A 22,919-nucleotide genomic window follows, 5' to 3' on the forward strand; every position below is an offset into this window, starting at 1 on the left:
GGGTATCGCCCTCGCCAATAATTTGATCCACTGTACCCGTCGGTAACGTATCACCCCGCTGGAGAACGATGAGCCGCGAGCGTGCGAATCGCCCGTCGGTGTTGCTCGTCAACTGGCGCGACACCAGACACCCGGAGGGTGGCGGCTCCGAGCGGTTCAACGAGCGGGTCGCCGAGGGGCTGGTCCGACGCGGCTACCGGGTCACCGTGCAGTGCGCGGCCCATGACAACGCCCCGGCGGACGAGTGGGTCGACGGCGTGCGGTTCCGCCGGCGTGGTGGGCGGTGGACGGTGTACCTGCGGGCGATGGCCGCCGTGCTTCGCCTGCGGCCCGACGTGGTCGTGGACGTCCAGGCCGGTCTGCCGTTCTTCTCCCGGCTGGTGGCCCGGTGTCCGGTGGTGACCCTGGTGCATCACGTGCACCGCGAGCAGTGGCGGGCCGTACTCGGTCCGGTTCTCGGTCGGGTCGGTTGGTGGGTCGAGTCCCGCGTCGCGCCGCTGCTGTACCGGGGCTGCCGCTACGTCACCGTGTCCGAACAGACCCGGCGCGAGCTTGCCGGTCTCGGCGTGGCGACCGCCCGGACGACGGTGGTGCGCAACGGGTTGGACGCCCCGCCTCCCGTCCGCGCCCAGCGCGATCCAGATCCGACGCTGGTCGTGGTCGGTCGGCTGGTGCCGCACAAGCGGGTGGAGCACGCGGTCGACGTGGTGGCACGGTTGTCCGGCCGGTGGCCGAAGCTGCGGCTCGAGGTGGTGGGCCACGGTTGGTGGCTGCCCCAGGTGGCCGAGCACGTGCGCCGGCTGGACCTCGCCGACCGGGTCACCCTGCACGGCTTCGTCGACGAGCAGGACAAGCACGAGATCCTCGCCCGGTCGTGGGTGCACCTGTGCCCGTCGGTGAAGGAGGGCTGGGGCATCGCGATCGTGGAGGCGGCCGCGCACGGCGTGCCGTCGGTCGCCTACCACGCGGCCGGTGGCGTCGCGGAGTCTATTGTGGATGGTCAGACCGGCCTGTTGGCCGCTGACCGCGACGACCTCGTCCGCCAGGTGGACCGGCTCCTCGCCGCCGAGGATCTGCGGACCTCGCTCGGTGAGGCCGGACGGGCCCGGGCCGCCACGTTCGCCTGGGAGCACAGCGCCGACGCCTTCGCGCGGGTGCTGTCGGAGGTGGTCGGGCAGCGTCGGTTTTAATGCCGGACGTGAGCTTCGACGAGGTGCGGCGGGACTGGGTCCGGCTTGGTGAGCAGGACCCGCTGTGGGCGGTGTACGTGGCCGCCGACAAGCGCGGTGGCCGCTGGGAGCCCTCGGCGTTCCTGGCGACCGGGCGGGCCGCCGTCGCCGATGCCGTGGCGTGGCTGTCCTCGCTGGGCGTCGGCCCGCGATGGGGTCGGGTGCTGGACTTCGGCTGCGGCGCGGGTCGGCTTACCCAGGCGCTGGCCGCACACGCCGACGAGGTCGTCGGGGTCGACGTGTCACCGCCGATGCTCGCCGCGGCGCGGCGGTTGGCACCGCCGGAGAACTGCCGGTTCGTGCTGAACGAGAGCAGCGACCTGTCGGTCTTCGAGGACGGCCGGTTCGATCTGGTCTACTCCGAGCTGGTGCTCCAGCACCTGCCGCCGGCGGTGATCGAGACCTACCTCCGCGAGTTCGTCCGGGTGCTCGCACCCGGCGGAGTCGCCCTGCTCCAGTGCACGACGCGTCCGCTGTGGACGGCGAAGGGCGTGGTGTGGCGCTTGGTGCCGGGGCCGCTGGTCCGGCTGGGACAGCGGCGGCTGCTCGGCTACCCGGCGCCGATGCGGATGACCCGGTTCCGGCCTTCGCGCCTGGCGCGGGTGGTCCGGGCGGCCGGGGGAGCGGTGCTCGCGACGGCGACCGTCGACGACCGCTCGACCCACTGGCGGTCGACCCGGTACGTGATCAGGGCGTCGAGCCGTAGTTGACCGACTTGCTGCCCGAGCCTCCGGAGTTGTTCGGGCTGGCAGGGTCGTTGAGGTTGACGCCCTTGTCCGGTGCGGACACCGAGGACACGGCCACCGCGACCCCCGTCGCGAGCGCGAGCCCGACCAGAACGGATGCGATTGCGCCGACCAGCTTTCCCACGGTGCCTACTCCCGACGACGGGTTCCGGACGCGCTAAGGCTACCGGCCGGTAAGACGACCCACAACAGCCCGAGTGCGACGGTTGCGAGTGCGACCAGGTCCGCCGTGAGCACCGCTGCGCGCGGGGCCGTCGGGTACGCATGCGTCGCGACCGGCCCCGGGACGCGGTACAGGTCGAGCCACCGCCCCTGGTACACCCGCTCGAGCCGGGCGGTGACCCGTTCGGTCGGCGGGCCCGGCGTCCCGTGCTCGACCAGCACCCAGCCGATCCCGAGCGCCGCGAGATCCCCGTTTCGTTCGACCACCGCGCGCACCCGTGCGGCCCGCTCGTCCTCCCCGGCGACGGGCCGCCCGGAGACGAACAACGTGTCGTCGATGACCGTTGTGCGAGGCAGCACCCGCGGTGCCGGGTCGAGCTGTGTGCGGCCCTCGTTCCACCCGAACCGCCGGAACGCGGACAGCGGCAACGCGAGCACGTCACCGGCTCGCCGGTCCTCGAGCAGGACGCTCCGGACGTCGTACCAGTCCCGCGGGTACTGGACGCTTTCCAGTCGCCCCCAGCCGCCCCAGGCGAGGTCCGGCATCATCGCCACCGGCAGCACGGCCGCGCCCGCGAGCACCAGCCCGCCGTGGCGCCGCACGGTCCCTGCCGCCGCCCCCGCTCCCAACGCGAACCCCACGGCCAGCGGCAACGCCCACCAGGCCACCCACTTCTGCGAGTCCCGCAGCAGTCCGCCCCCCGGCACGTTCGCGACCACCCACCCCAGCAGGCCCGACGCCCCGAGCGCGCCCAGCGCGATCCCCGCGACTCCGAGCAGCACCAGCCCTCGCGCGCCCGGACACCGCCGGGACCACTCCCGCCAGCCAAGGGCCGCCACCGCGACGATCGCCAGGACCAGCACCGGAACGAGCGGGTTGGCGCGGCTGGCCGGGGTGGCCTCCGCGTTCCAGATTCCACCCAGCCCGAGCAGGCTGACCAGGACCCCGCCCCAGCCCTCCCCACGAGCCGCGAAGGCGTCGGCGCCCTCCACCGCCGACAGCCCGCCGCCGGGATGGGTCACCGCCGGTACCCACCACGGCGCGTTGAGCACCACGGCGACGGGGACGGTCACCAGCAGCCCCCGCCGCCCGCCGCACACCACCCCCACCGCCGCCGCCAGCAACCCCCCGGACGGCGTCAGCACGGCCGGCGCCGAGGCGAGAACCAGTAGGGCCACCCGCCGCCCGCACGCCCGCACGCCCACGGCGACCCGCTGCGGCTCCCCGGCTGCCTGCTCGCCGGCTGCCTGCTCGTCGGCTGCCTGCTCGCCGGCTGCCTGCTCGTCGTTGTCGGGCGCGGGCTCGACCGGCACCTGCTTGCCGTCGCCGCGCAGGGCCAGCGCCGCCCGCGCCACCCAGGGCAGGCACGCGTAGGCCAGCAGGTACGGCCAGTGTCCGATGAACAGCCGTTCGGCGACGTAGCCGCTCCACCCGTAGGCCACGGCCGCCACCACGCGCACCCCGACCGACCGGGTCGGCACCAGCAGACCCGCCCCCACCGGACCCGCGGCCAGCGCGGCCAGCAGGACCAGCTTTTGCACCAGGTCGCCCGGCAGCACGCTCGTCACCAGAGCGACCACGGCGTCCGCCGGCACCGACCGGGGCAGCGCGGACCCGAGCCCAACCGAGTCCGGCAGCAACCACTGCCGCGGGGCGAACACCATGTCGTACACCAGAACGAACCCGCGGCCCAGTACCGGCGCAAGCACCAGCAGCGCCATCCCCGACGCAACGCCGACGAGCGCGAGCCGCCGAGCCCTGCGCATGCCGCCTCCCTGGCCTCCTCCGGCGGACCGCGCGGTCCACTTGTCGATCTTTTCACCGGCGTACCGCTACTTTCCAGGCCCCGCGCGGGCTACAGTCCGCTCGTGGTCGTCGCGGAGCGGGTTCGGGTGGCGGCCCTGTTGGTCTCGGTGGGTGTCGCGTTCACCCAGGCCGCTTCCTACCTGCTCAACGTCGCCGCGGCGCGAATGCTGGCGCCGGCCGCGTTCGGCGAGCTCGGGTCGCTGCTCGCGGTGCTCGTCGTGGGCGCGGTGCCGGCGATGGGCCTGCAGACGGTGACGGCACTGCGCGTGGCACGCACCCGCGAGAGCGGCCAGCTGTTCTCGCTGGGCCTCGCGACAAGCGCGGTCGTCACCGCCGTCGCCCTCGCCGCCGCGCCGCTGCTGGTCGTGCTGCTGCACCTGGGCAGCGTCCTGCCGGCGCTGTTCGTCGCGGTCTCGCTGACGTCGATCACGCTCATCGGGCTCTGGTACGGGATGCTGCAGGGCGCGAACCGGTTCGCCGCGTTGGCCGGCCTGCTCGCCTGCGAGGCCGTCGGGAGGATCGGCGGCACCCTCGTCGGGCTTGTGGTCTTTCGCGACGCCACCGCGGCACTGGCCGGCACCGCCCTCGGGGCGCTGGCGGTCGCCGCGCTGGGCTGGTTCGTGGTCGGGCGCCCCCGTCCGAGCCGCCACCACCGGGGGCACGTCGGCGAGGTGCTGCACGCGGTCCAGGCCATGCTCGCGCTCGTGTTGCTGGTCAACCTCGACCTCGTGCTCGCCCGCCACCATCTCCCGGCCGGCGAGGCGGGGGAGTACGCGGTCGGCGCGATCATCACGAAGATCGCCTACTGGCTGCCGCAGGCGGTGGCCGTCCTCGTCCTGCCCCGGTTCGCCGAGGAGGCGAGCCGGCGCCGGCTCGTGCCGCGGGCGCTCGCGATCTGCGCCGGCCTCGACGCCGTCGTCGTGCTGGGTACGGCCACCGCGGGCCCGACGGTGGTCAGGGTCGTCGGCGGGGCCGACTACGCGGGCAGCAGCCTCCCGGTGTGGGCGTTCGCGGTCGTCGGGTCACTGCTCTCGCTCACCCAGATCCTGCTGTTCTCCCGCATCGCGAGCGCCGACCGGCGGTCGACCGTGTTGATCTGGCTCGCCGTGGGGGTCGAGGTGCTGCTCGTCAGCCTCTGGCTGCACGACGGCCTGACCGAGGTCGTCGCGGCCGCCGGGATCGCCACCGGCCTGCTCGTCGCCGGCGGGGCGCTGGTCGAGCTGAGATCCAGGCGGGTCGAACCAGTCGACGCGGGTGGACACGACGGCGGCGACGGCCAGCAGTAACGCCGACTGCGCCGGCCAGCCGTACGCCCACGCCTGCCCGTGGTCCAGCAGCCGGCCGGTCAGCGCGACGACGGTGGCCCCGCCCGCACCCGCGAGCACCAGCCAGCGGGGCGCCGGCGGCCACAGCAGCCGCAGCAGCAGGCACGCGATCAGCAGGACCAACGGCAGCATCCCGCCGAGCACCGCGAGCAGTGCGACCAGCGCGACCGGCACCCAGCGCCGTCCGCCAGGACGCACGTCGACCTGCCGCCTGCGCCGCGCGGGCACGAGTACGGACCCGGCCAGCAGTACGGCGGTCAGTCCGCCGATCATGAGGCCTCGCCGGTAGTCACCGTCCGGCACGAACTCCAGTGCGACCGTGCCACCGGCGCCGGCCGGCACCAGCCAGGCCTGCTGCCAGCCGTCGACCCTGGTCCGTTCGAGCGGCCGGCCGTCCATCGTGGCCGTCCAGCCCTCGTTCGCGTTCTCCGGCACCGCGAGCACGGCCTCCGGGCCCGCGCCGACCGTGACCTCCCGGCGCGTCGCCTCCCACCGCGTCACCTCGTGCTCCCGCCGGGTGGGCGTCGCCGGTGCGGCGACCGGCGCCAGCCGCAGGTCCTGCACGACGAACGACGCCGACGGGGTGGTGCGGAGCTCGTGCTCGCCCGCGGTCAGCTCCGCCTCTCCGCCGAGGTCGCCGCAGGTCGTGAAGCGCAACGGCCGGTGCGCGCGGTAGTCGGCGAGGGAGCCGGACACCGAGGTCTGGTAGACGAACCCGTCAAGCTCGACGGTCGGGCCCGAGCCGCACGGGACCTCGAACGAGACCGGGGGAGCTGGCAGGTCCACACCGGACAGCGTCAGCTCGGTGATGCCGGCCGGCCCCGGCATCCGCTGATCCGTGCCGAGCACGCTGATCTCGATCCGGTCGGTCGTCAGCGAGAAGCGGGCGACCCCGTCGGGGGTGACCGGCACGGCCTGGGACCCCCGGGGCACGGTCAGCAACACGTCGGTCGGCCGTGCGCCGCCGGACTCCGCCGAGGTGGTCAGGCGGAGGCCGGTCAGCGCGCGGGGCGAGTCCCAGGACAGCCGCAGTGTCGGCCGCAGGTCGGTCCCGTCGGCGACCCAGCTGGTCGTCGAGTCACCATCCACAGCGGACAGAGCGCCGGCGGTCGGGTCGCCGGCGAGCTGGCTGGAACCGGACACCGTCATCCCCGGCGGGGACGCCGGCACGGTGCCGCCGGTCGCGGGGAGCACGGTCCCCTCGATCCGGTAGATCCTCCTCGAGGACGTCGAGAACAGCCGGTGCACGCCGGAGGGCTCCTCACCCACCCGTGCCCGGTCCGCCGAGCAGCGGCCGCCCACGCACGCGTAGCGCGGCGCGGTTCCCCGGCTGAACGCGTACGCGGTGAGCTGGCCGGCCTCGGGAGTGGCGTCGGCCGGCGCGCGCAGCGCGCGCAGCGGGGCCACCCCGGGGACCGACAGCTCCGAGATGGCCACGTTGCCCGTCTGGCGTCCGGCGGCCACGCCGAGCACCGTCACCCGGACCGTGCTGGTGAGCCCGGCCGCGGTGGGGAAGCGCTGTTCGCCGCCGCCCCGGGCGACGTCGTGCTCGGTGCTTCCGGTGTCGGTCGTGATCCGGACCCGGGTCACCGGCCAGCCCACCCGCAGGCTGTCGACGGCGCGCAGGCCCACCTCGCTGACCGGCAGGGGGGTGTCCAGCTCGACCTCCAGCCACTGCCCGTCCGGGCCGGTGAAGCTCGACGAGCGCCACGCGGTCAGCGGGTCGCCGTCGACCGCCGCGAACGGCAGCCCGGAGGGGTCGGACGCGCCGACCGCGTCGGCGAACGCGATGGAGGTCGACGCGGAGACCCCGCGAATACCGCGGTAGGCGGCCACCGTCTGGTGTTCGCGCCCACGGAAGGGCAGGACGTCGGTGGACGGGCGCCGTTGCCGCGGCTCCTCGTCGGCGGCCAGCGTCTGGCTCAGGCTGTCCCGCACCCGGCCGACGTTGCGCTCGCGGTACCGCAACCCGTCGGTGACCAGCCACTCCCGTGCGTCCGCCGAGCCCCCGTCACCGGCGAGCACGGTCGGCGTGCCGGCGTCCAACAGCCCGGACTCCAGCAGTGGCAGCAACGACTCCGGTCCGCCGCTCACCGTCGGCACGTCCGAAGTGGAGACGAGGGTCGCCCGGTGTACCGGGGTGTCTACTTCGTACACCTCGAGCGCCGGTGCCCGGCCAACGTCGGGAAGTGCCACTGAGGGCCCGAACGAGGCGACCCGCGACAGCCCGGAGGAGCCGGCGAGCCCGGCCCGCACGGCGCCGGGATCCGGCGCGCCGGTTCCCTCGAGGTCGATGTCGTTGCGCATCAGGAGGAACCGGTACCCGGCGCGGGCGAGGAACTCCGACAGCGCCGGTGAGCCGCGGGCGTCGGTCAGCGCCTCCTCCACGGCGTCCATCAGCCGGGTGTTGCCCTCGGAGCCGAGCGGGATCTGGCTGCGCACCGCCCAGGGAGCGCGTGCCAGCGCCTGGGCGGGCTCGTCGACGGTGCGGCCCCAGGTGTAGTCGCCGAAGCCGGAGCCGGGCAGCAGCAGCGTGCGTGCGTCGGGGTCGCGGTCGGCGAGCCAGGTCATGGCCGCGCGCCAGTGGTCGGGCACCTCGGCCCAGCCGGGGCCTGGGCGCAGCGTCAGCAGCCAGGCCGGCGCGGCCATCAGCGCGACGAGCAGGCACCCGACGGCCACCCGCGCCCGCGTGGCCCGCAGCGCCGAGGTGCCGCGGGCGAGCCCGGGCAGCCGCCCGACGAGGGCGTGGGTGAACGCGAGTGTCAGGGGGAGCCGCAGCACTGGCTCGAACTTGTGCACGTTGCGCAGTGGCGCGAGCGGTCCGTCGAGCAGCTCGCGCACGGTCACGGCCAGCGGGCCGTCCAGCGTGCCGACGTAGCCGACGGTCAGCAGGACCAGCCCGGTGACCACGCCGAGGGTCAGGAAGCGCCGCTCCGGCAGCCGGGGTAGCACCAGCCCGAACAGGCCCACCGCGGCGACCAACCCGGTGACCAGCATCAGCGCCGGGTTGTCGATCAGCATGAAGCCCGACGGCCACCACGGCGTGCCGGCGACGACGTAGGCGACCCACTGGTTGGTGCCGCGCAACACCTCCCACAGCGACATCGGCGCCGTCGTGTTGGTCGCCGACTCGATGTAATCGAGGAACGGCAGGCTGTACTCGCCGAGCAGCAGCAGCGGCAGGACCCACCACAGGCACACGGCGAGCACGGACACACCCCACCAGGCGGTGAGCCGGACGTGCTCGGCCGTCCAGCGGCGGGTCAGCAGCCACAGCGCCGGCAGTACCAGCGCCATCAGCACCATTGCCGCGTTGACCCCACCCATGCAGAGCACGGCCAGCGCCGACAGCCCGGCCGCGCGCCGCGGCGAGCCAATGCGACCGGCCCTGACCAGCGGCAACAGCACCCACGGCAGGGCGACAGCGGGAAGCATCTCGGCCGACAGCGGACCGATCTCGGTCAGCATCCTGGGGGCGAGGGTGTAGGCGAGCGCACCGGCGAAGCGGGTGGGCTCCGTGCCGACCCGCAACGCGCGGGCCAGCGCCAACATCCCGCCGAACGCGAGGCAGAGCAGCAACGCGCACCAGGCCCGCTGGGTGATCCACGGTGGCACACCGAGCAGCTGCCCGGCGGCGAAGAACGGGCCCATCGGGAACAGGTAGCCGTAGGCCTGGTTCTGCAGCTCGCCGCCGGTGGCCTCGGGATTCCAGAGGTGCAGTGCCCTGGCGAGGAACGCGACCGGGTCCACCGCGAGGTCGAGCTTGGTGTCGAACGTCGTGCGGCCAGGGCGCTGGAGCACCGACAGCAGCGTGAGCCCGAGCATCACCCAGGCGGCCGGGTTGCGCAGCAACCGGCCCGTCCTGGCGCCGACGGTTGACATCGCTGGAATCCTAGGTGCTCGTGACGGATCTCGGTCGATCGCGGGTGGACTTCGAGGACGCGTGGGCGTCGGTGTCCGGCGTCCCCGGCTGGCTCACCGAAGGCCAGGCCAGGATGTTGTGGGAGGCGGTGTCGCGGCTGCCCGCCGGCTCGACGGTGGTCGAGATCGGCAGTCACCAGGGCCGCTCCACGGTGGTTCTCGGCCACGCCGCGAGGGCGGTCGGTGCCAGGGTGGTGGCGATCGACGCCTTCGTTGACGGTCGCCTGTTCGGTGGCGCGTCCACACGCGACCTCTTCGAACGCAACATCGCCAAGGCGGGCCTGGATGATGTCGTGGAGTTGGTGGTCGGCTACTCCACGAAGTTGCGCCACACCTGGTCCAGGCCCTTCGACCTGCTGTATGTGGACGGCAAACACGACTACTGGACCTATGTAGACGACCTGCGCTGGTCGGCCCACATGCCGCCAGGCAGCGAGATCCTGGTCCACGACTGCTTCTCGTCGATCGGCGTCACCGCCGGCACCCTGCACAAGGTGCTGTTCGGCAACCGCTTCACCTACGTCGATCGCAGCCGCTCCCTGGCGAGGTTCGTCCTCCGCCGCCCGGGCCCGGCCGACCGCCTCCGCGTATTGCAGCAACTCCCGTGGTTCGTGGGGAACGTCTTCCTGAAGGTGCTGCTACGCCTGCGGTTGTCGAAGGTCGCCGCCTGGGCTGGCCACCAGGGCCCCTACGACCCGTTCTAGCCCGTTCTAGCCCGGCAGTCCCACCGTCACGTCCGTGACGCACAACGGCGCGACCCGCAACGTCCGTCGTATCTCGACATGCGCGTACACCCCCGAGGCGACGATGTGCACCACGTGCAACCCCTCGGTGAACCGCACCCGGACCCGCGTGTCGCCCACCGTCACGGTGCCCTCACCCGAGTCGCCCGTGTAGTACCCGATCCGCACGATCCGACGCCCCGAGACCGTGTCCTCCATCGGAATCCGCACCGGCTCCTCGCCGACCAGGTAACCGCAGTCCGGCTCCGGCCCGGGCAGAGCCCGAGTCGGGTCGTCGAGGTTGATCACCGGTTGCGGCGTCCCGTTCCCGTCGAGCTGGTACAGCTCCTCCGCCGGCCGATCGAACCGCGGCGACTCCGGCACCAGCCCCACCACCCGAGAGGTGAACGCGTCCGCCACAAACCAGTCGATCATGATCGCCCCCGGCACGCCCGTGTCGAACAGCACCATCCCCGGCTGCTCCGCCAACGCCGCCCGCGCCGTGGCCACGTACTCCCGCGCCTCCCGGAACTGCAACGCCGGCGCCACCCGCACGAAGCTGGCGACACCCCCGGCCACCAGCACCACACAAACCCCCACCACAGCGACTGGCATCCGCCTCCCCACCCCGCGCCGCCCGTCGCCCTCCCGAGTCTCCGTCTCCTCCCGATTCCCGCCAAAGAACGCGAACGCCCCACACAACACGGCCACCGGCACCACATCCGCCAGGTACCGCGGATCCGTCCCGATCGCCGGCCCCAGCACCCCAAGCCGAGTACCCGCCACCAACGCGAGATCCACCGCCAGATAGAGCCCCAGGAACACCCACGGCAACAACGCCCCCCGCCGCGACCGCACCACGCTGGCCACGACCACCCCCACCGCCACGAGGACAGCCCCCACCCGCACCACCAACGGCGGCGTCACCCACGCCGCACCCCCCGCCGGCTCGGTGAGCGGCCCTCCGAACAACCCCGGCAGAAAGGTGTCGACAACAGACCGGTAAACGAACGTCAGCACGTCCCGAGAGGAAACCGGCTCGGCGTTGGCCGGCGTGTCGGTCAGCGCCAGATACAGCCCCAGGTAGCCGCCCAGTACCACCAGATATCCCAGCCACACCCACCGATGCCGCGACAGCGCCCCAACGATCGCCCCCTCCTCCCGAGGCCCCCGGAACACCGTCACCGCGAACAACACGGCGGGAATCAACGCCGCCTTCTCGTAGAAGGCAAGTCCCACCGCCGTCCACAGCACCCCCAGCGCCGCGTACCACCACGCCCCGCTGTCCAGATACCGCACCTGCGCGTACAGGGCTCCGAACAGCGCCAACAACACCGGAAGCAACTGGAGCGAGTAAGCCCACCACACCGTGGGAAACAGGATCAACGGCGACGCCGCAAACAGCGCGAACGGCACCAGAACCGCCCATCGCACCCCGAACAACAACGTCAGAACCCGCCAACACAACCACAACGTAACCGCATGCACCACCAACAACGGCACCACGGCCACGGTGAAGTTCAACGGCGCCAAGGAGGTTACAAGCCAGGCATAGAAAAACGACCCCGGCTGCAAATGTCCACTGTAGTCCTGAAACAGGAACCCGGGGTCGTACACGGCCCCATGAGCCGCCCGATAGGTCAGAATGAAGTCGTCCTGCCCGAAATACCCGTTCAGCACCCCGAACACGTGCACCAGGAACGGCACCCCCGCCACCCCGAATGCGACCAGGGCAACAAGGGACACCCCACCCCGCCGCCCACTCCGATGCCGAGGACCACTCACCCGCACACGATGCCTGCCCACCCCCCGAGGGTCAAGATCGCCTCCCAGGGAGCTTGCGCACCCGGCAACCGCCTGAGACCCTCAACATACATTCCTGTTGGATTGTAAGTTGCGAGGCTGGAGAAACCAGATGGCGCGCGAGCTGACCGGCAAGGTCGTCCTGATCACCGGAGCCGCCCGAGGCATCGGCGCCGCCACGGCCCAAGCCCTGGTCAGAGCCGGCGCCAAGGTCGCCGTAGGCGACCTCGACCTGGCCGAAGCCGAGGCCACAGCGGCCAGAATCGGAGCAACGGCGTTCCCGCTCGACGTCACCGACCGCCCGGGCTTCACCAAGTTCGTGGAAGAAGCGGAAGGCCGCCTGGGCCCCATGGACGTCCTGATCAACAACGCCGGCATCATGCCGCTTGGCCCCTTCGAGGACGAGTCCGACCGCACCACCCTGCACCAGCTCGAGATCAACCTGCACGGCGTCATCCACGGCACTCGCGAGGCCGTCAGGCGGATGCGCCCCCGCCGCTCCGGCCACATCGTCAACATCGCCTCCGCCGCCGGCAAGGCCGGCTTCGCCGGCGCCGCCACCTACTGCGCCACCAAGCACGGCGTGGTCGGACTCTCCGAGGCGGTCCGCATGGAGCTGCGCGGCTCCGGCATCGACATCACCGTCGTCATGCCCGCCGTCGTCCGCACCGAGCTTGCCGCCGGCCTCCAGGACGCCCGGTTCTTCAAGGCCGCCGACCCCTCGGACGTGGCCGAGGCCATCGTCGGCGCCCTGCGCCGTCCGAGGTTCGAGGTCTTCGTCCCCGCCTCGCTCAACGCGATGAACCGCGTCACCCGCCTCCTGCCCCGCGCCGCCGCCGAGTGGCTGGTCCGCTCGCTCAAGGGCGACCGCATCCTCGCCGACGCCAGCCACGACGCCCGCCAGGCCTACGAGGCCCGCGCCGCCGCCAGCGCCCCGACCACCGACCGGGACACCCTGTGATCCGCCCGCCCGCGCTCACCGACGAACTCCTCACCCGCCTCCGCGACCGGGTCGCCGCCCAGGGCGACGCCACGTTCACCACGACCGCCGTGTTCACCGGCGGCACGCTCGCCACCCTCCCCGAGTCGAGCCCGGCCGACGTCCGCGCCGCCTACGACCGCGCCGCCGCCGTCCAGCCGGAATGGGCAGCCACCCCCCTCCACCAGCGGCTCGCCGTGTTCGAGCGGTTCCACACCCTCCTGCTCCGCGAGCGGGACACGGTCGTCGACCTCCTCCAGGCCGAGACCGGCAAGGCGCGGCGCGACGCCTTCGAGGAGCTCTGCGAGCCCGCGTTGGTCACCAGCTACTACCTGCGCACGGCCCCCCGGCTGCTCAGGCCGCGACGCCGGGCCGGCCTGCTCCCCGGGCTGGTCGGCGCGACCGAGCTGCGTCAGCCCAAGGGCGTGGTCGGCATCATCGCGCCCTGGAACTACCCCTGGGCGCTGGCGATCGGCGACCTCGTCCCGGCGCTGGTCGCGGGCAACGCGGTCGTGCTCAAACCGGACAGCCAGACCTCGCTCACCCCGCTGTTCGGCGCCGACCTGCTCTACCGTGCCGGCCTGCCGGCGGACCTGCTCCAGGTCGTGCTCGGCGACGGCCCCACGGTCGGCGGCGCGGTCGTCGACACCTGCGACTTCATCGGCTTCACCGGCTCCACCCGCACCGGAGCGCAGATCGCCGAGCGTGCCGGACGCCGGCTGGTCGGCTGTTCGCTCGAGCTCGGCGGAAAGAACCCGATGATCGTCCTCGACGACGCGGACCTCGACGAGACCGCACGCACCGCCGTCCGCGGCTGCTTCGCCAACGCCGGCCAGCTGTGCCTGTCGCTCGAGCGGATCTACGTGCACGACTCGATCCTCGACCGGTTCGTCGCGGCGTTCACCGCCGAGATCGACCGGATGCGGCTCGGCGCCAGCTACGACTACGGCCCCGACATGGGCTCGCTGACCTCGGCCCGCGTGCTCAAGACCGTCTCCGAGCACGTCGACGACGCCAGGGCGAAGGGGGCGACGGTGCTCGCCGGCGGGCGTCCTCGGCCCGACCTCGGTCCGTACTTCTACGAACCGACGCTGCTCACCGACGTCACGCCGGACATGGTCTGCCATGCGGAGGAGACGTTCGGACCGGTCGTGTCGCTGTACCCGTTCGGCTCCGACGACGAGGCGGTCGCGCTCGCCAACGAGTCGAGCTACGGTCTCAACGCGAGCGTCTTCGGCCGGGACCGGGCACGTGCCGCCGCGGTCGGCGCGCGGCTGCGGGTCGGCACGGTCAACGTCAACGACGGGTTCACCGCCGCGTACGGCAGCACCGACGCGCCGATGGGCGGGATGGGTGCCTCAGGGCTCGGCCGCCGGCACGGCGCCGAGGGGCTGTTGAAGTACACTGAGGCACAGACGGTCGCGACCCAGCGACGCTCCGTACTCAATCCCCCGCGGTGGTTGCCCTACCGGTTCTACGCCGCGGTCATGGCCAGGTCCCTGCGGGTCATGCGCATGATCGGACTGCGTTAGTTGTCTGTGAACTGGTAACAAGCCGAGACCCGTAACGCCCCGTTTGCCTCTTGTGGCGCGCTGCGACTTTCGTGAACATCAGCTACGGGACGTGGCCGCGAGGGCACCCGCGAGGGTATGGACCACTCCCGCACAACCGAATCCCACCCCAGCGCCGACACCGTCGGCGTCCCCTGCGGGAGGAACGCGTGAGACACACACGCCCGTCCATCATGGCCGGGGCGCTGCTCGCCCTGTCCCTTGTCCTGTCCTCTACCGGCAACGCGGCCTCGGAGGAGCCCGCGGACCGGACCACCTCGGAGTACTACGTCACCGGCGAGATCGACGGCCACACGCGCAACGCGGTCGCCAAGACCGGTGCCGCGATCAACTCCGTCGAGCACGGCGCGCTGAACGTCACCGCCACCGCCGAGGAGGTCCGGGCCATCGAGGCGCTCGGCCTGCACGTCGACGCACAGCCCGCCCCCGGCGGCCACGGCCACGACCACGAGGCGGAGGACGTCACGGCGTTCGACTTCCCGCCGGCCGACTCGAACTACCACAACTTCGCCGAGATGACGGCGGTGCTCAACGCCGCGGTCGCCGACCACCCGACGTTGATCAGCAAGCGGGTGATCGGCCGCTCGTACCAGAACCGCGAGATCGTCGCGATGAAGATCTCCGACAACGTGGCGACCGACGAGGACGAGCCGGAGGTGCTGTTCACCCACCACCAGCACGCCCGCGAGCACCTCACGGTGGAGATGGCGCTGTACCTGGTCGCCGAGCTCACCGACAAGTACGGCACCGACAGCCGGATCACGAACATGGTCAACAGCCGTGAGATCTGGATCGTGCCGGACATGAACCCCGACGGCGGCGAGTACGACATCAGCACCGGGTCCTACGCCGGCTGGCGCAAGAACCGGCAGCCGAACTCCGGCAGCTCGGCGATCGGCACCGACATGAACCGCAACTGGGCATACCAGTGGGGGTGCTGCGGCGGCTCGTCCGGCTCGCCCTCCAGCGACACCTACCGGGGCACCGCGCCGGAGTCCGCGCCGGAGGTCAAGGTGGTCGCCGACTTCGTGCGCACCCGGGTCGTCGGCGGCGAGCAGCAGATCAAGACGAACATCGACTTCCACACGTTCTCCGAGCTGGTGCTCTGGCCCTACGGCTACACCACCGCGGACACCGCGCCCGGCCTGACCGCGCGGGACCGCAACGCGTTCGCCACCCTCGGCCAGCAGATGGCCAGCACCAACGGCTACACGCCCGAGCAGGCCTCGGACCTGTACATCACCGACGGCTCGATCGACGACTGGCTGTGGGGCGACCAGCGGATCTTCGCCTACACCTTCGAGATGTACCCGTCCTCCGGCGGCCTCAACGGCTTCTACCCGCCCGATGAGGTGATCGCCCGGGAGACCTCGCGCAACCGGGAGGCCGTGCTGCGGCTGCTCGAGTACTCCGACTGCGTGTACCGGGTGATCGGCGAGACCTGCGACGGCAGCGAGCCGCCACCTCCCGGACCGACCTTCGAGAACGCCACGGACCTGACCATCCCGGACGCCGGTGCCGCCGTGGACAGCACGATCGACGTGACCGGGGTGGCCGGCAACGCCCCCGGTGACCTGCAGGTGGCGGTCGACATCAAGCACACCTATCGGGGTGACCTCCAGGTCGACCTCGTCGCCCCGGACGGCACGACGTACCGGCTGAAGAACACCAGCGGCAGCGACTCGGCCGACAACCTCGTCGCCACCTACTCGGTCAACGCGTCCAGCGAGGTCGCCAACGGTACCTGGCGGCTGCGGCTGCGCGACCTCTACCAGGCCGACACGGGCTACCTCGACCGCTGGGCCATCACCTTCTGATTTCCCAGGCACGACCGGAAAGGACAGTGATCAATGATCCACTCCTGGAAATCCACGCTGAGACGGCTGGCCGGCCGGGCGACCCTCGTCGCGGTCGGGGCCGCGGCGGTGCTCGGCGCCGCCGCGGGGCAGAGCGTCGCCGCACCGCCGCCCGCGACGGGCGACGACGTTCAGCCCCAGGTCGTCGGTGGCGTGCGGGCCGCCCAGGGCGAGTTCCCCTGGATGGTCCGGCTGTCCATGGGCTGCGGTGGCGCCATGTACACCCAGCAGCTGGTGCTGACCGCGGCGCACTGCGTCGGTGCGACCGGCAACAACACCGGCATCACCGCCACGCTGGGTGCGGTGGACCTGCAGGACCCGAACCGGATCACCGTCCGGTCGAACTACGTCTACCGCTCGCCGGGCTACAACAACCCCGACGGTGACGACTGGGCGTTGATCCGCCTGGAGCGCGCGGTCGACGTGCCGACGCTGGCCGTCGCCGACACGCCCGCCTACGACAACGGCACGTTCACCGTCGCCGGTTGGGGTGCGGCGACCGAGGGCGGAGGCCAGCAGCGGTACCTGCTCAAGGCCGACGTCCCGTTCATCAGCGACGCCCAGTGCCAGTCGGCCTACTCCGACCTGGTGCCGGCCGAGGAGATCTGCGCCGGCAACTGGGACGACGGCGGCGTGGACACCTGCCAGGGCGACTCGGGCGGTCCGATGTTCCGTCGTGACAACGCCGGCGCGTGGGTCCAGGTCGGCATCACCAGCTGGGGCATCGGCTGCGCGCGGCCGGAGAACCCGGGTGTGTACGCCCAGACCAGCCACTTCGCCTCGGCCATCGCCGCCGCGGCGGCGACCCTGGGCGGCGGGACGCCGCCGCCGACCTGCGCCACGGTCGCCAGCACGACCCGGGTCGCGATCCCGGACGCCGGTGCCGCGGTGAACAGCCCGATCGACATCGCGGGCTGCACCGGCGCGGCATCCTCGGGCAGCCGGGTGGAGGTCAACATCACCCACACCTACCGCGGTGACCTGCAGATCGACCTGGTCGCCCCGGATGGCAGCACGTACCGGCTGAAGAACACCAGCGGCAGCGACTCGGCCGACAACGTCAACGAGACGTACGCGGTCAACCTCGCCAGCGAGACGGCCAACGGCACCTGGCAGCTGCGGGTGCGGGACGTCTTCGCCGCCGACACGGGGACCCTGGACGGCTGGAAGCTCAGCGTCTGATCTCGACACCAGGGCGCGTCCGGGACCCCGTCCCGGGCGCGCCCTCGTCGTCGCGGCTCCCGAAACCGGCGCGACACCCCTGGTAGTCGGGGGTGGCTCTCGGCGCGTATCGCGGGCAAGATAGCGAGGGTTACTCCGAGGTAATGCGTCGCTGAGGACGGCTGGGACCAGCGTCGCACCCTCGCCCGTGCTCGAGGAGCTGATCATGCGCGAACTCGCCGTCCCTCCGCTGGCCACCGTGCCGGACCGTGGCGGCCTGGCCGACATCGTCTACACCAACGCCGACGAGGCGCCCAACGCTGTCTCGTTCCGGCGCAAGGTCGGCGGCGCGTGGCGGGACGTCACGGCGGCGCAGTTCCTCGCTGAGGTGATCGACGTCGCGAAGGGACTCATCGCACAGGGCGTCGGCGCCGGCGACCGGGTCGGGATCCTGTCCGCGAACTGCTACGAGTGGACGCTGTTCGACTTCGCCGTCTGGGCCGCGGGTGCTGTGTCGGTGCCGATCTACGTGACCTCCTCCGAGGAGCAGATCGAGTGGATCATGTCCGACTCCGGCGCCGTGGCCGTCGTGGTCGAGAACGCGGCCCTGGAGAAGAAGGTGGACGCGGTACGCGGTGCGCTGTCCGACCTCAAGCAGGTCTGGCGGATCGACGGCGGCGCGGTGGACACGCTGGTCGCCGCCGGCCGGGAGACCTCGACCGAGGCGGTCGAGGAGCGCAGGCGCTCGGTCGTCCCGGACGATCTCGCCACGATCATCTACACCTCCGGCACCACCGGCCGGCCCAAGGGCGTCGTTCTCACCCACCGCAACCTGTTCGCCTCGGTCGGCAACGCCGTGGAGTACCTGGCCGCGATGTTCAAGGGTGACGAAGCGACCGCGGCGACGCCCTCAACGCTGCTGTTCCTCCCGCTGGCCCACGTGTTCGGCCGGATGGTCGAGGTCGGCGCGGTGCTGGCCAGGGCGACGCTCGGGCACTGGGCGGACGTGAAGACCCTCACCGACAACCTGGCCGAGTTCCGGCCGACGTTCATCCTCTCCGTCCCCTATGTCCTGGAGAAGGTCTACAACGGCGCCCGGCAGAAGGCTCACGTCGGCGGCAAGGGCAAGATCTTCGACGCCGCCGCGGCGACCGCCATCGCCTACAGCGAGGCCGGCGGGAAGGCCGGCCTCGGGCTCCGGCTCAAGCACGCCCTGTTCGACAAACTCGTCTACAGCAAGCTGCGTGCCGCTCTCGGCGGCCAGGTGCGGTACGCGATCTCGGGCGGAGCGGCGCTCGGCACCAGGCTCACCCACTTCTTCCGCGGCGTCGGCATCATCGTGCTCGAGGGCTACGGGCTGACCGAGTCGACGGCAGCCTCGTTCGTCAACGCCCCCGGGTTCTACAAGCCGGGAACCGTCGGCAGGCCGCTGCCCGGCACCGCGATCAGGGTGGGTGAGGACGGGGAGATCTACCTGCGCGGCGAGGGGCTGTTCCCCCGCTACTGGCAGAACGAGCAGGCGACCTGGGAGGCCATCGACGGCGACGGCTGGTTCGCGACCGGCGACCTCGGCGAGCTCGACAGCGGGGGCTTCCTGAAGATCACCGGCCGCAAGAAGGAGATCCTGGTGACCAGCGGCGGCAAGAACGTCGCGCCGTCCGTGATCGAGGACCGCATCTCGGCGCATCCGCTGGTGGGACAGGCCCTCGTGGTCGGCGACGGGCAGAAGTACATCGCCGCGCTGGTCACCATCGACGCCGACTACTTCGGTTACTGGAAGACCACGGCCGGCAAGCCGGAGCACGCCACGGTCTCCGATCTGGCCGAGGACGCCGACCTTGTTGCCGAGATCCAGCGCGCGATCGACGAGGGAAACCTCGCGGTCTCCACGGCGGAGTCGGTGCGGAAGTTCCGGATCCTGGACACCGAGTTCAACCCGGAGAACGGGTACCTGACCCCGTCGCTCAAGCTCAAGCGAAATGTGATCATGAAGGATTTCGCCGCCGACGTCGAATCCCTGTACTCCTGATCTCATCACTGTTCGATAACGGGGAAACACCGGGTAGGGTTTCTCCGACTCGACCACGTCTCTGTCCCGACTCCGGAGGGCGACCGCGATGGGGCGACACTCGTCGACCAAGCCGCGTGGCCTGCGCTCCAAGTCGCCGGTCGTCGTGCTCAGCGTGTTGCTCGTGCTGGCCCTGCTCGGCTGGTTCAGCTACGACCTGCTCAGCGACCGCCTCAGGACCTCGAGCTGCGAGTCGACGACGGTGGTGAAGGTGACCGCCGCCGAGGACATCGCGCCGGTGGTCACCCAGGTCGCCGACCGTGTGTCCGAAAAGGACGACGGTGCGTGCTACGACGTGGCCGTGACCGGCGGCGACTCCTCGACCGTCGCCGACTCGCTCGTCGTGTCCGACGGGAGCGAGCGGCCGGACGTCTGGATCCCGGAGTCGAAGATCTGGTTGCAGCGTGCCCAGGAGAAGGGCGCCTGGAACGTGCCGATCAACGGCACCTCGATCGCCAGCTCGCCCGTCGTGCTCGCGCTCACCGAGGACGCCGCGACCCGGCTCGGTTGGCCGAACCAGGAGCTGGCCTGGTCACGGGTGCTCGGCCCGGAGGCCCCGACCAACCTCAGGATCGGCCTGCCCGACCCGGCCCGCGCACCGACCGGCGCGTCCGCGCTGTTCGGCGTGCGGAGCCTGTACCAGGGCGTGCCCGACGCCGCCAAGGCGATCACCTCCCGGCTGCGTGCGCTGTCGACGAACACCGTCACCGAGGAGAGGGAGCTGTTCGAGCGGCTGCCCGGAACGACCAGCGCGGCCCAGCCGTTGGACGGGTTCCCGACCTCCGAGCTGGCCGTGCTCCGGCACAACGTCCGGTCCTCGGACAACCCGCTGGTCGCGGCGTACGCCTCGGACACGGTGCCGTCGCTGGACTACCCGTACGTCGTGCTGCCCGACACCGGCCGGGAGAAGCGGGACGCGGCCGAGCGCTTCCTGGCCGAGCTGATCGCCCAGGAGTCCGCCGACACGATGACCGACGCCGGCTTCCGCACCCCGGACGGCGAGATGCTGCGCGACCGGGACACCAACCAGCGCACCAACGCGGCCAAGATGACGCCCGCGCCACCGCCGGGCCCGGGTGAGCTCGACACGGTGCTGAACGAGTGGGCCGGGGTGAACCTGAGCGCCCGGATCCAGGTTCTGATGGACGTCTCGGGGTCGATGAACGAACCCGTGCCGGGCACCGGCCGCAACCGGATGGCGGTGACCCTGCAGGCCGCGCAGCTCGGCATCGGGCTGATGAAGCCGACGACGAAGTTGGGGATCTGGCTGTTCTCGACGGACCTGGACGGGAAGGACCGCGACTACCGCGAGCTGCTTCCCGTGCGGCTGGTGTCCGAGCACGCGGCCAACGGGGCGATCGACCGGCTGTCGCAGGTGACCGCGCTGCCGAACGGGGCGACAGGGCTGTACGACAGCACGTTGGCCGCCTACCGGTCGGCGAGGCAGAACTACGAGCCCGGGCGGATCAACGTCGTCGTGGTGCTGACCGACGGTCGGAACGAGGACGCGAACGGGATCAGCCGGCAGCAGCTGCTGAAGGAGCTGGGCGCCCTGCAGGACCCGCGTCGGCCGGTACAGATCTTCGGCATCGGCATCGGCCCCGACATAGACCGGGAGGAGCTGCGCGCGATCTCGGCGGCGACGGGTGGGCAGGAGTTCACCACACCGGATCCCACGAAGATCGGCGACATCTTCTACGCGGCGCTGGCGAAGCTGCTGTGCCAGCCGCCCGCGTGCCAGCCTCAGGCCGGGGGCTGAGCAGAGGGGCCGACCTCATCGAGGCCGGCCCCGCACGCCCGTTGATCGTTCAACACGCGCCCCTCGCTTCTCCCGGGGGTCACGCACGGGAGAGGAGTTCGCAGGAGGTGCGTTCGGTGTCGCGGTCCTGGACGTCGGTGCTGCCGGCCAGGTGGGGGTGGAGGGCGGACTGGCGGATGCGGTTGCGCTCCAGGCCGTGGATGACGAGGGCGATGACGATGGCGGTGATGAGAAGTTCCATGGCACTAAGTTTGCGTTCGGCTTGATCCTGCCACCAGTGGCAGGTCTGTCCTTGTGCGTATAAATCCTGCCAAGTAGGCTCTGGGCATGCTGAAGACGGTCGCCGCGGTGTTGCTCGAGGACGTCGCGCCCTTCGAGTTCGGGGTGTTGTGCGAGGTCTTCGGCCTCGATCGGAGGGATGAGGGGGTGCCCTTCGTCGACTTTCTCGTGTGTGGGGAGGAGGCTGGGCGGCCCCTGCGGACGAGTGTCGGGGCGCGGATCACGCCGGAGCACGGGCTGGACGCCGTCGCGGACGCGGATCTCGTGGCGGTGCCGGCGGTCACCATGCGCGACGAGGACGACTACCCGATCGCGGTTCTCGAGTGCCTGCGGACCGCCTCCGCTCGGGGGGCCACCCTGCTCTCGGTGTGTAGCGGTGCCTTCGTGCTCGGAGCGGCAGGGCTGTTGGACGGACGCCGCTGTACCACGCACTGGCGTCATGCCGACCAACTCGCCGAGCGGTACCCCAAGGCGCTGCTCGATCCGGACGTGTTGTTCGTCGACGACGGCGACATCGTCACCAGTGCGGGCACGGCTGCTGGCATCGACGCCTGCCTGCACCTCGTGCGTCGAGAGCAGGGGTCGGCCGCGGCGACCGCGATCGCGCGGCGGATGGTGGTGCCGCCCCAGCGCGACGGGGGACAGCGCCAGTACATCGAGCTGCCGATGCCGGAGTGCACTGCCGACAGCCTTTCCCCGGTGCTCACCTGGATGGTCGCCAACCTGGCGACCGACCACCCGGTGGCCGCCCTGGCCCAGCGGGCGCGGATGTCCGAGCGCACGTTCGCGCGCCGGTTCGTGGCCGAGACGGGCACCACGCCACACCGGTGGCTCACCATGCAGCGGGTGTTGCACGCTCGCCAACTCCTCGAGGAGACCCGGCTCTCGGTCGAGGAGATCGCCGACCAGTGCGGGTTCTCCTCCGCCGCGTTGCTGCGCCACCACTTCAACCGGGTCGTCGGCGTCGCCCCCAAGGACTACCGGCGCACCTTCGGCTGCTAGAGCTGCTCCCGTCCACTCTGGACCATCACTCGACTGATCATCGAGGCGGGGACGGAACAATCGTTGACAGGGTTGACGAAATGCTCGCGCTCAGGTCGAGGCACACTCACGTTCTCTCGTCCTGGCAGGGGTTTCGACGATATACCTGGTACGTGAGCCAGCAGCAGCAGGTCGACGTCTACGTCGCTTCGTGGAACGAGCCGGACGTCGATCAGCGGCGGGTGCTGATCGAGGCGGCCTGGGCGAATGGGGGGACCTACCACGCCCCCGCCGTCGAGGCCCTGGGGTTCGGCGCCATCAGTGACAACATCTCCCGTATCCGCAACAAGTACCCCAACCGCGTGTTCTGCCGGACCAGTGAGGTGTTCTCGCACCGGCAGCGCGCCCGCTACACCTGGGCGATGCTCGACCCCGCCGGCTCGGCCACGATCGCTGGCGTGGACTACGCCCTGTTCGACACCGACGGCAAGCTCCGCCGGGTCCACTGCGTCTATCAGCGCAAGCCCCGCGCGGGCGAGTAACGCGGCCC

Annotated in this window: 16 protein-coding genes and 2 pseudogenes; 13 read left to right on the forward strand and 5 right to left on the reverse strand. The window is 71.5% G+C overall.

Annotation, left to right across the window (positions count from 1 at the left end):
* Nucleotides 1-68: 68 nt before the first annotated feature.
* The gene (locus BU204_RS09830) at nt 69-1,190 is read left to right on the forward strand and encodes a glycosyltransferase family 4 protein (RefSeq protein WP_075125283.1); all 1,122 of its coding nucleotides are present in this window, start codon (nt 69-71) and stop codon (nt 1,188-1,190) included.
* A gap of 8 nt (nt 1,191-1,198) precedes the next feature.
* Nucleotides 1,199-1,939, forward strand: a complete 741-nt coding sequence (locus tag BU204_RS09835) for a class I SAM-dependent methyltransferase (RefSeq protein ID WP_198942816.1) — start codon at nt 1,199-1,201, stop codon at nt 1,937-1,939.
* On the opposite strand, the gene BU204_RS09840 is transcribed toward BU204_RS09835, so the two are convergent.
* Together BU204_RS09840 and BU204_RS09845 are read right to left on the reverse strand one after the other, a co-directional pair.
* Complete coding sequence (locus tag BU204_RS09840) at nt 1,917-2,099, reverse strand: hypothetical protein (RefSeq protein ID WP_075125285.1); 183 nt, start codon at nt 2,097-2,099, stop codon at nt 1,917-1,919. The genes BU204_RS09835 and BU204_RS09840 overlap by 23 nt on opposite strands.
* A 5-nt stretch (nt 2,100-2,104) precedes the next feature.
* Nucleotides 2,105-3,904: a hypothetical protein gene (locus tag BU204_RS09845; protein ID WP_075125286.1), complete on the reverse strand. Its 1,800-nt coding sequence runs from the start codon at nt 3,902-3,904 to the stop codon at nt 2,105-2,107.
* A gap of 102 nt (nt 3,905-4,006) precedes the next feature.
* On the opposite strand from BU204_RS09845, the gene BU204_RS41160 reads away from it, so the two are divergent.
* Nucleotides 4,007-5,230 (forward strand): polysaccharide biosynthesis protein, encoded by a 1,224-nt coding sequence (locus BU204_RS41160; RefSeq protein ID WP_075125287.1) that lies wholly within the window; start codon nt 4,007-4,009, stop codon nt 5,228-5,230.
* An 882-nt stretch (nt 5,231-6,112) separates the two neighbouring features.
* Here BU204_RS41160 and BU204_RS41165 read toward each other — a convergent pair.
* Nucleotides 6,113-9,151: pseudogene (locus BU204_RS41165) on the reverse strand (alpha-(1->3)-arabinofuranosyltransferase); the annotation flags it as partial.
* 20 nt (nt 9,152-9,171) lie between these two features.
* Here BU204_RS41165 and BU204_RS09860 point away from each other — a divergent pair.
* Nucleotides 9,172-9,894, forward strand: a complete 723-nt coding sequence (locus tag BU204_RS09860; protein ID WP_233159907.1) for a class I SAM-dependent methyltransferase — start codon at nt 9,172-9,174, stop codon at nt 9,892-9,894.
* Nucleotides 9,895-9,900: 6 nt separating this feature from the next.
* On the opposite strand, the gene BU204_RS09865 is transcribed toward BU204_RS09860, so the two are convergent.
* Nucleotides 9,901-11,619, reverse strand: coding sequence for a glycosyltransferase family protein (locus BU204_RS09865; protein WP_143229411.1), 1,719 nt, complete (start codon nt 11,617-11,619; stop codon nt 9,901-9,903).
* A 208-nt stretch (nt 11,620-11,827) separates the two neighbouring features.
* On the opposite strand from BU204_RS09865, the gene BU204_RS09870 reads away from it, so the two are divergent.
* The 7 genes and pseudogenes from BU204_RS09870 (at nt 11,828) to BU204_RS09895 (ending at nt 21,109) form a co-directional block, all read left to right on the forward strand.
* Nucleotides 11,828-12,676, forward strand: coding sequence for an SDR family oxidoreductase (locus BU204_RS09870; protein WP_075125290.1), 849 nt, complete (start codon nt 11,828-11,830; stop codon nt 12,674-12,676).
* Nucleotides 12,673-14,226, forward strand: coding sequence for a succinic semialdehyde dehydrogenase (locus BU204_RS09875; protein WP_075125291.1), 1,554 nt, complete (start codon nt 12,673-12,675; stop codon nt 14,224-14,226). The genes BU204_RS09870 and BU204_RS09875 overlap by 4 nt, the downstream gene beginning before the upstream one ends.
* Before the next feature lie 188 nt (nt 14,227-14,414).
* Nucleotides 14,415-16,082: a M14 family metallopeptidase gene (locus tag BU204_RS09880; protein ID WP_075125292.1), complete on the forward strand. Its 1,668-nt coding sequence runs from the start codon at nt 14,415-14,417 to the stop codon at nt 16,080-16,082.
* Nucleotides 16,083-16,115: 33 nt separating this feature from the next.
* A pseudogene (locus BU204_RS09885) lies at nt 16,116-16,931 on the forward strand (S1 family peptidase); the annotation flags it as partial.
* Nucleotides 16,932-17,066: 135 nt separating this feature from the next.
* A complete protein-coding gene (locus BU204_RS42220) occupies nt 17,067-17,303 on the forward strand; it encodes a proprotein convertase P-domain-containing protein (RefSeq protein ID WP_408607999.1) in 237 nt (78 codons plus the stop codon).
* Nucleotides 17,304-17,508: 205 nt separating this feature from the next.
* Nucleotides 17,509-19,311 (forward strand): AMP-dependent synthetase/ligase, encoded by a 1,803-nt coding sequence (locus BU204_RS09890; RefSeq protein WP_075125353.1) that lies wholly within the window; start codon nt 17,509-17,511, stop codon nt 19,309-19,311.
* 88 nt (nt 19,312-19,399) lie between these two features.
* On the forward strand, nt 19,400-21,109 hold the full coding sequence (locus BU204_RS09895; protein WP_075125293.1) for a substrate-binding and VWA domain-containing protein: 1,710 nt from the start codon (nt 19,400-19,402) through the stop codon (nt 21,107-21,109).
* A 79-nt stretch (nt 21,110-21,188) separates the two neighbouring features.
* On the opposite strand, the gene BU204_RS39970 is transcribed toward BU204_RS09895, so the two are convergent.
* Nucleotides 21,189-21,350, reverse strand: a complete 162-nt coding sequence (locus tag BU204_RS39970; protein WP_158073425.1) for a hypothetical protein — start codon at nt 21,348-21,350, stop codon at nt 21,189-21,191.
* 86 nt (nt 21,351-21,436) lie between these two features.
* On the opposite strand from BU204_RS39970, the gene BU204_RS09900 reads away from it, so the two are divergent.
* Together BU204_RS09900 and BU204_RS09905 are read left to right on the forward strand one after the other, a co-directional pair.
* Nucleotides 21,437-22,390, forward strand: coding sequence for a helix-turn-helix domain-containing protein (locus BU204_RS09900; RefSeq protein ID WP_075125294.1), 954 nt, complete (start codon nt 21,437-21,439; stop codon nt 22,388-22,390).
* Nucleotides 22,391-22,542: 152 nt separating this feature from the next.
* A complete protein-coding gene (locus BU204_RS09905) occupies nt 22,543-22,911 on the forward strand; it encodes a hypothetical protein (RefSeq protein WP_075125295.1) in 369 nt (122 codons plus the stop codon).
* The last annotated feature ends 8 nt before the right edge of the window (nt 22,912-22,919 follow it).

Source organism: Actinophytocola xanthii (genome assembly GCF_001921205.1).
GTDB lineage: Bacteria > Actinomycetota > Actinomycetes > Mycobacteriales > Pseudonocardiaceae > Actinophytocola > Actinophytocola xanthii.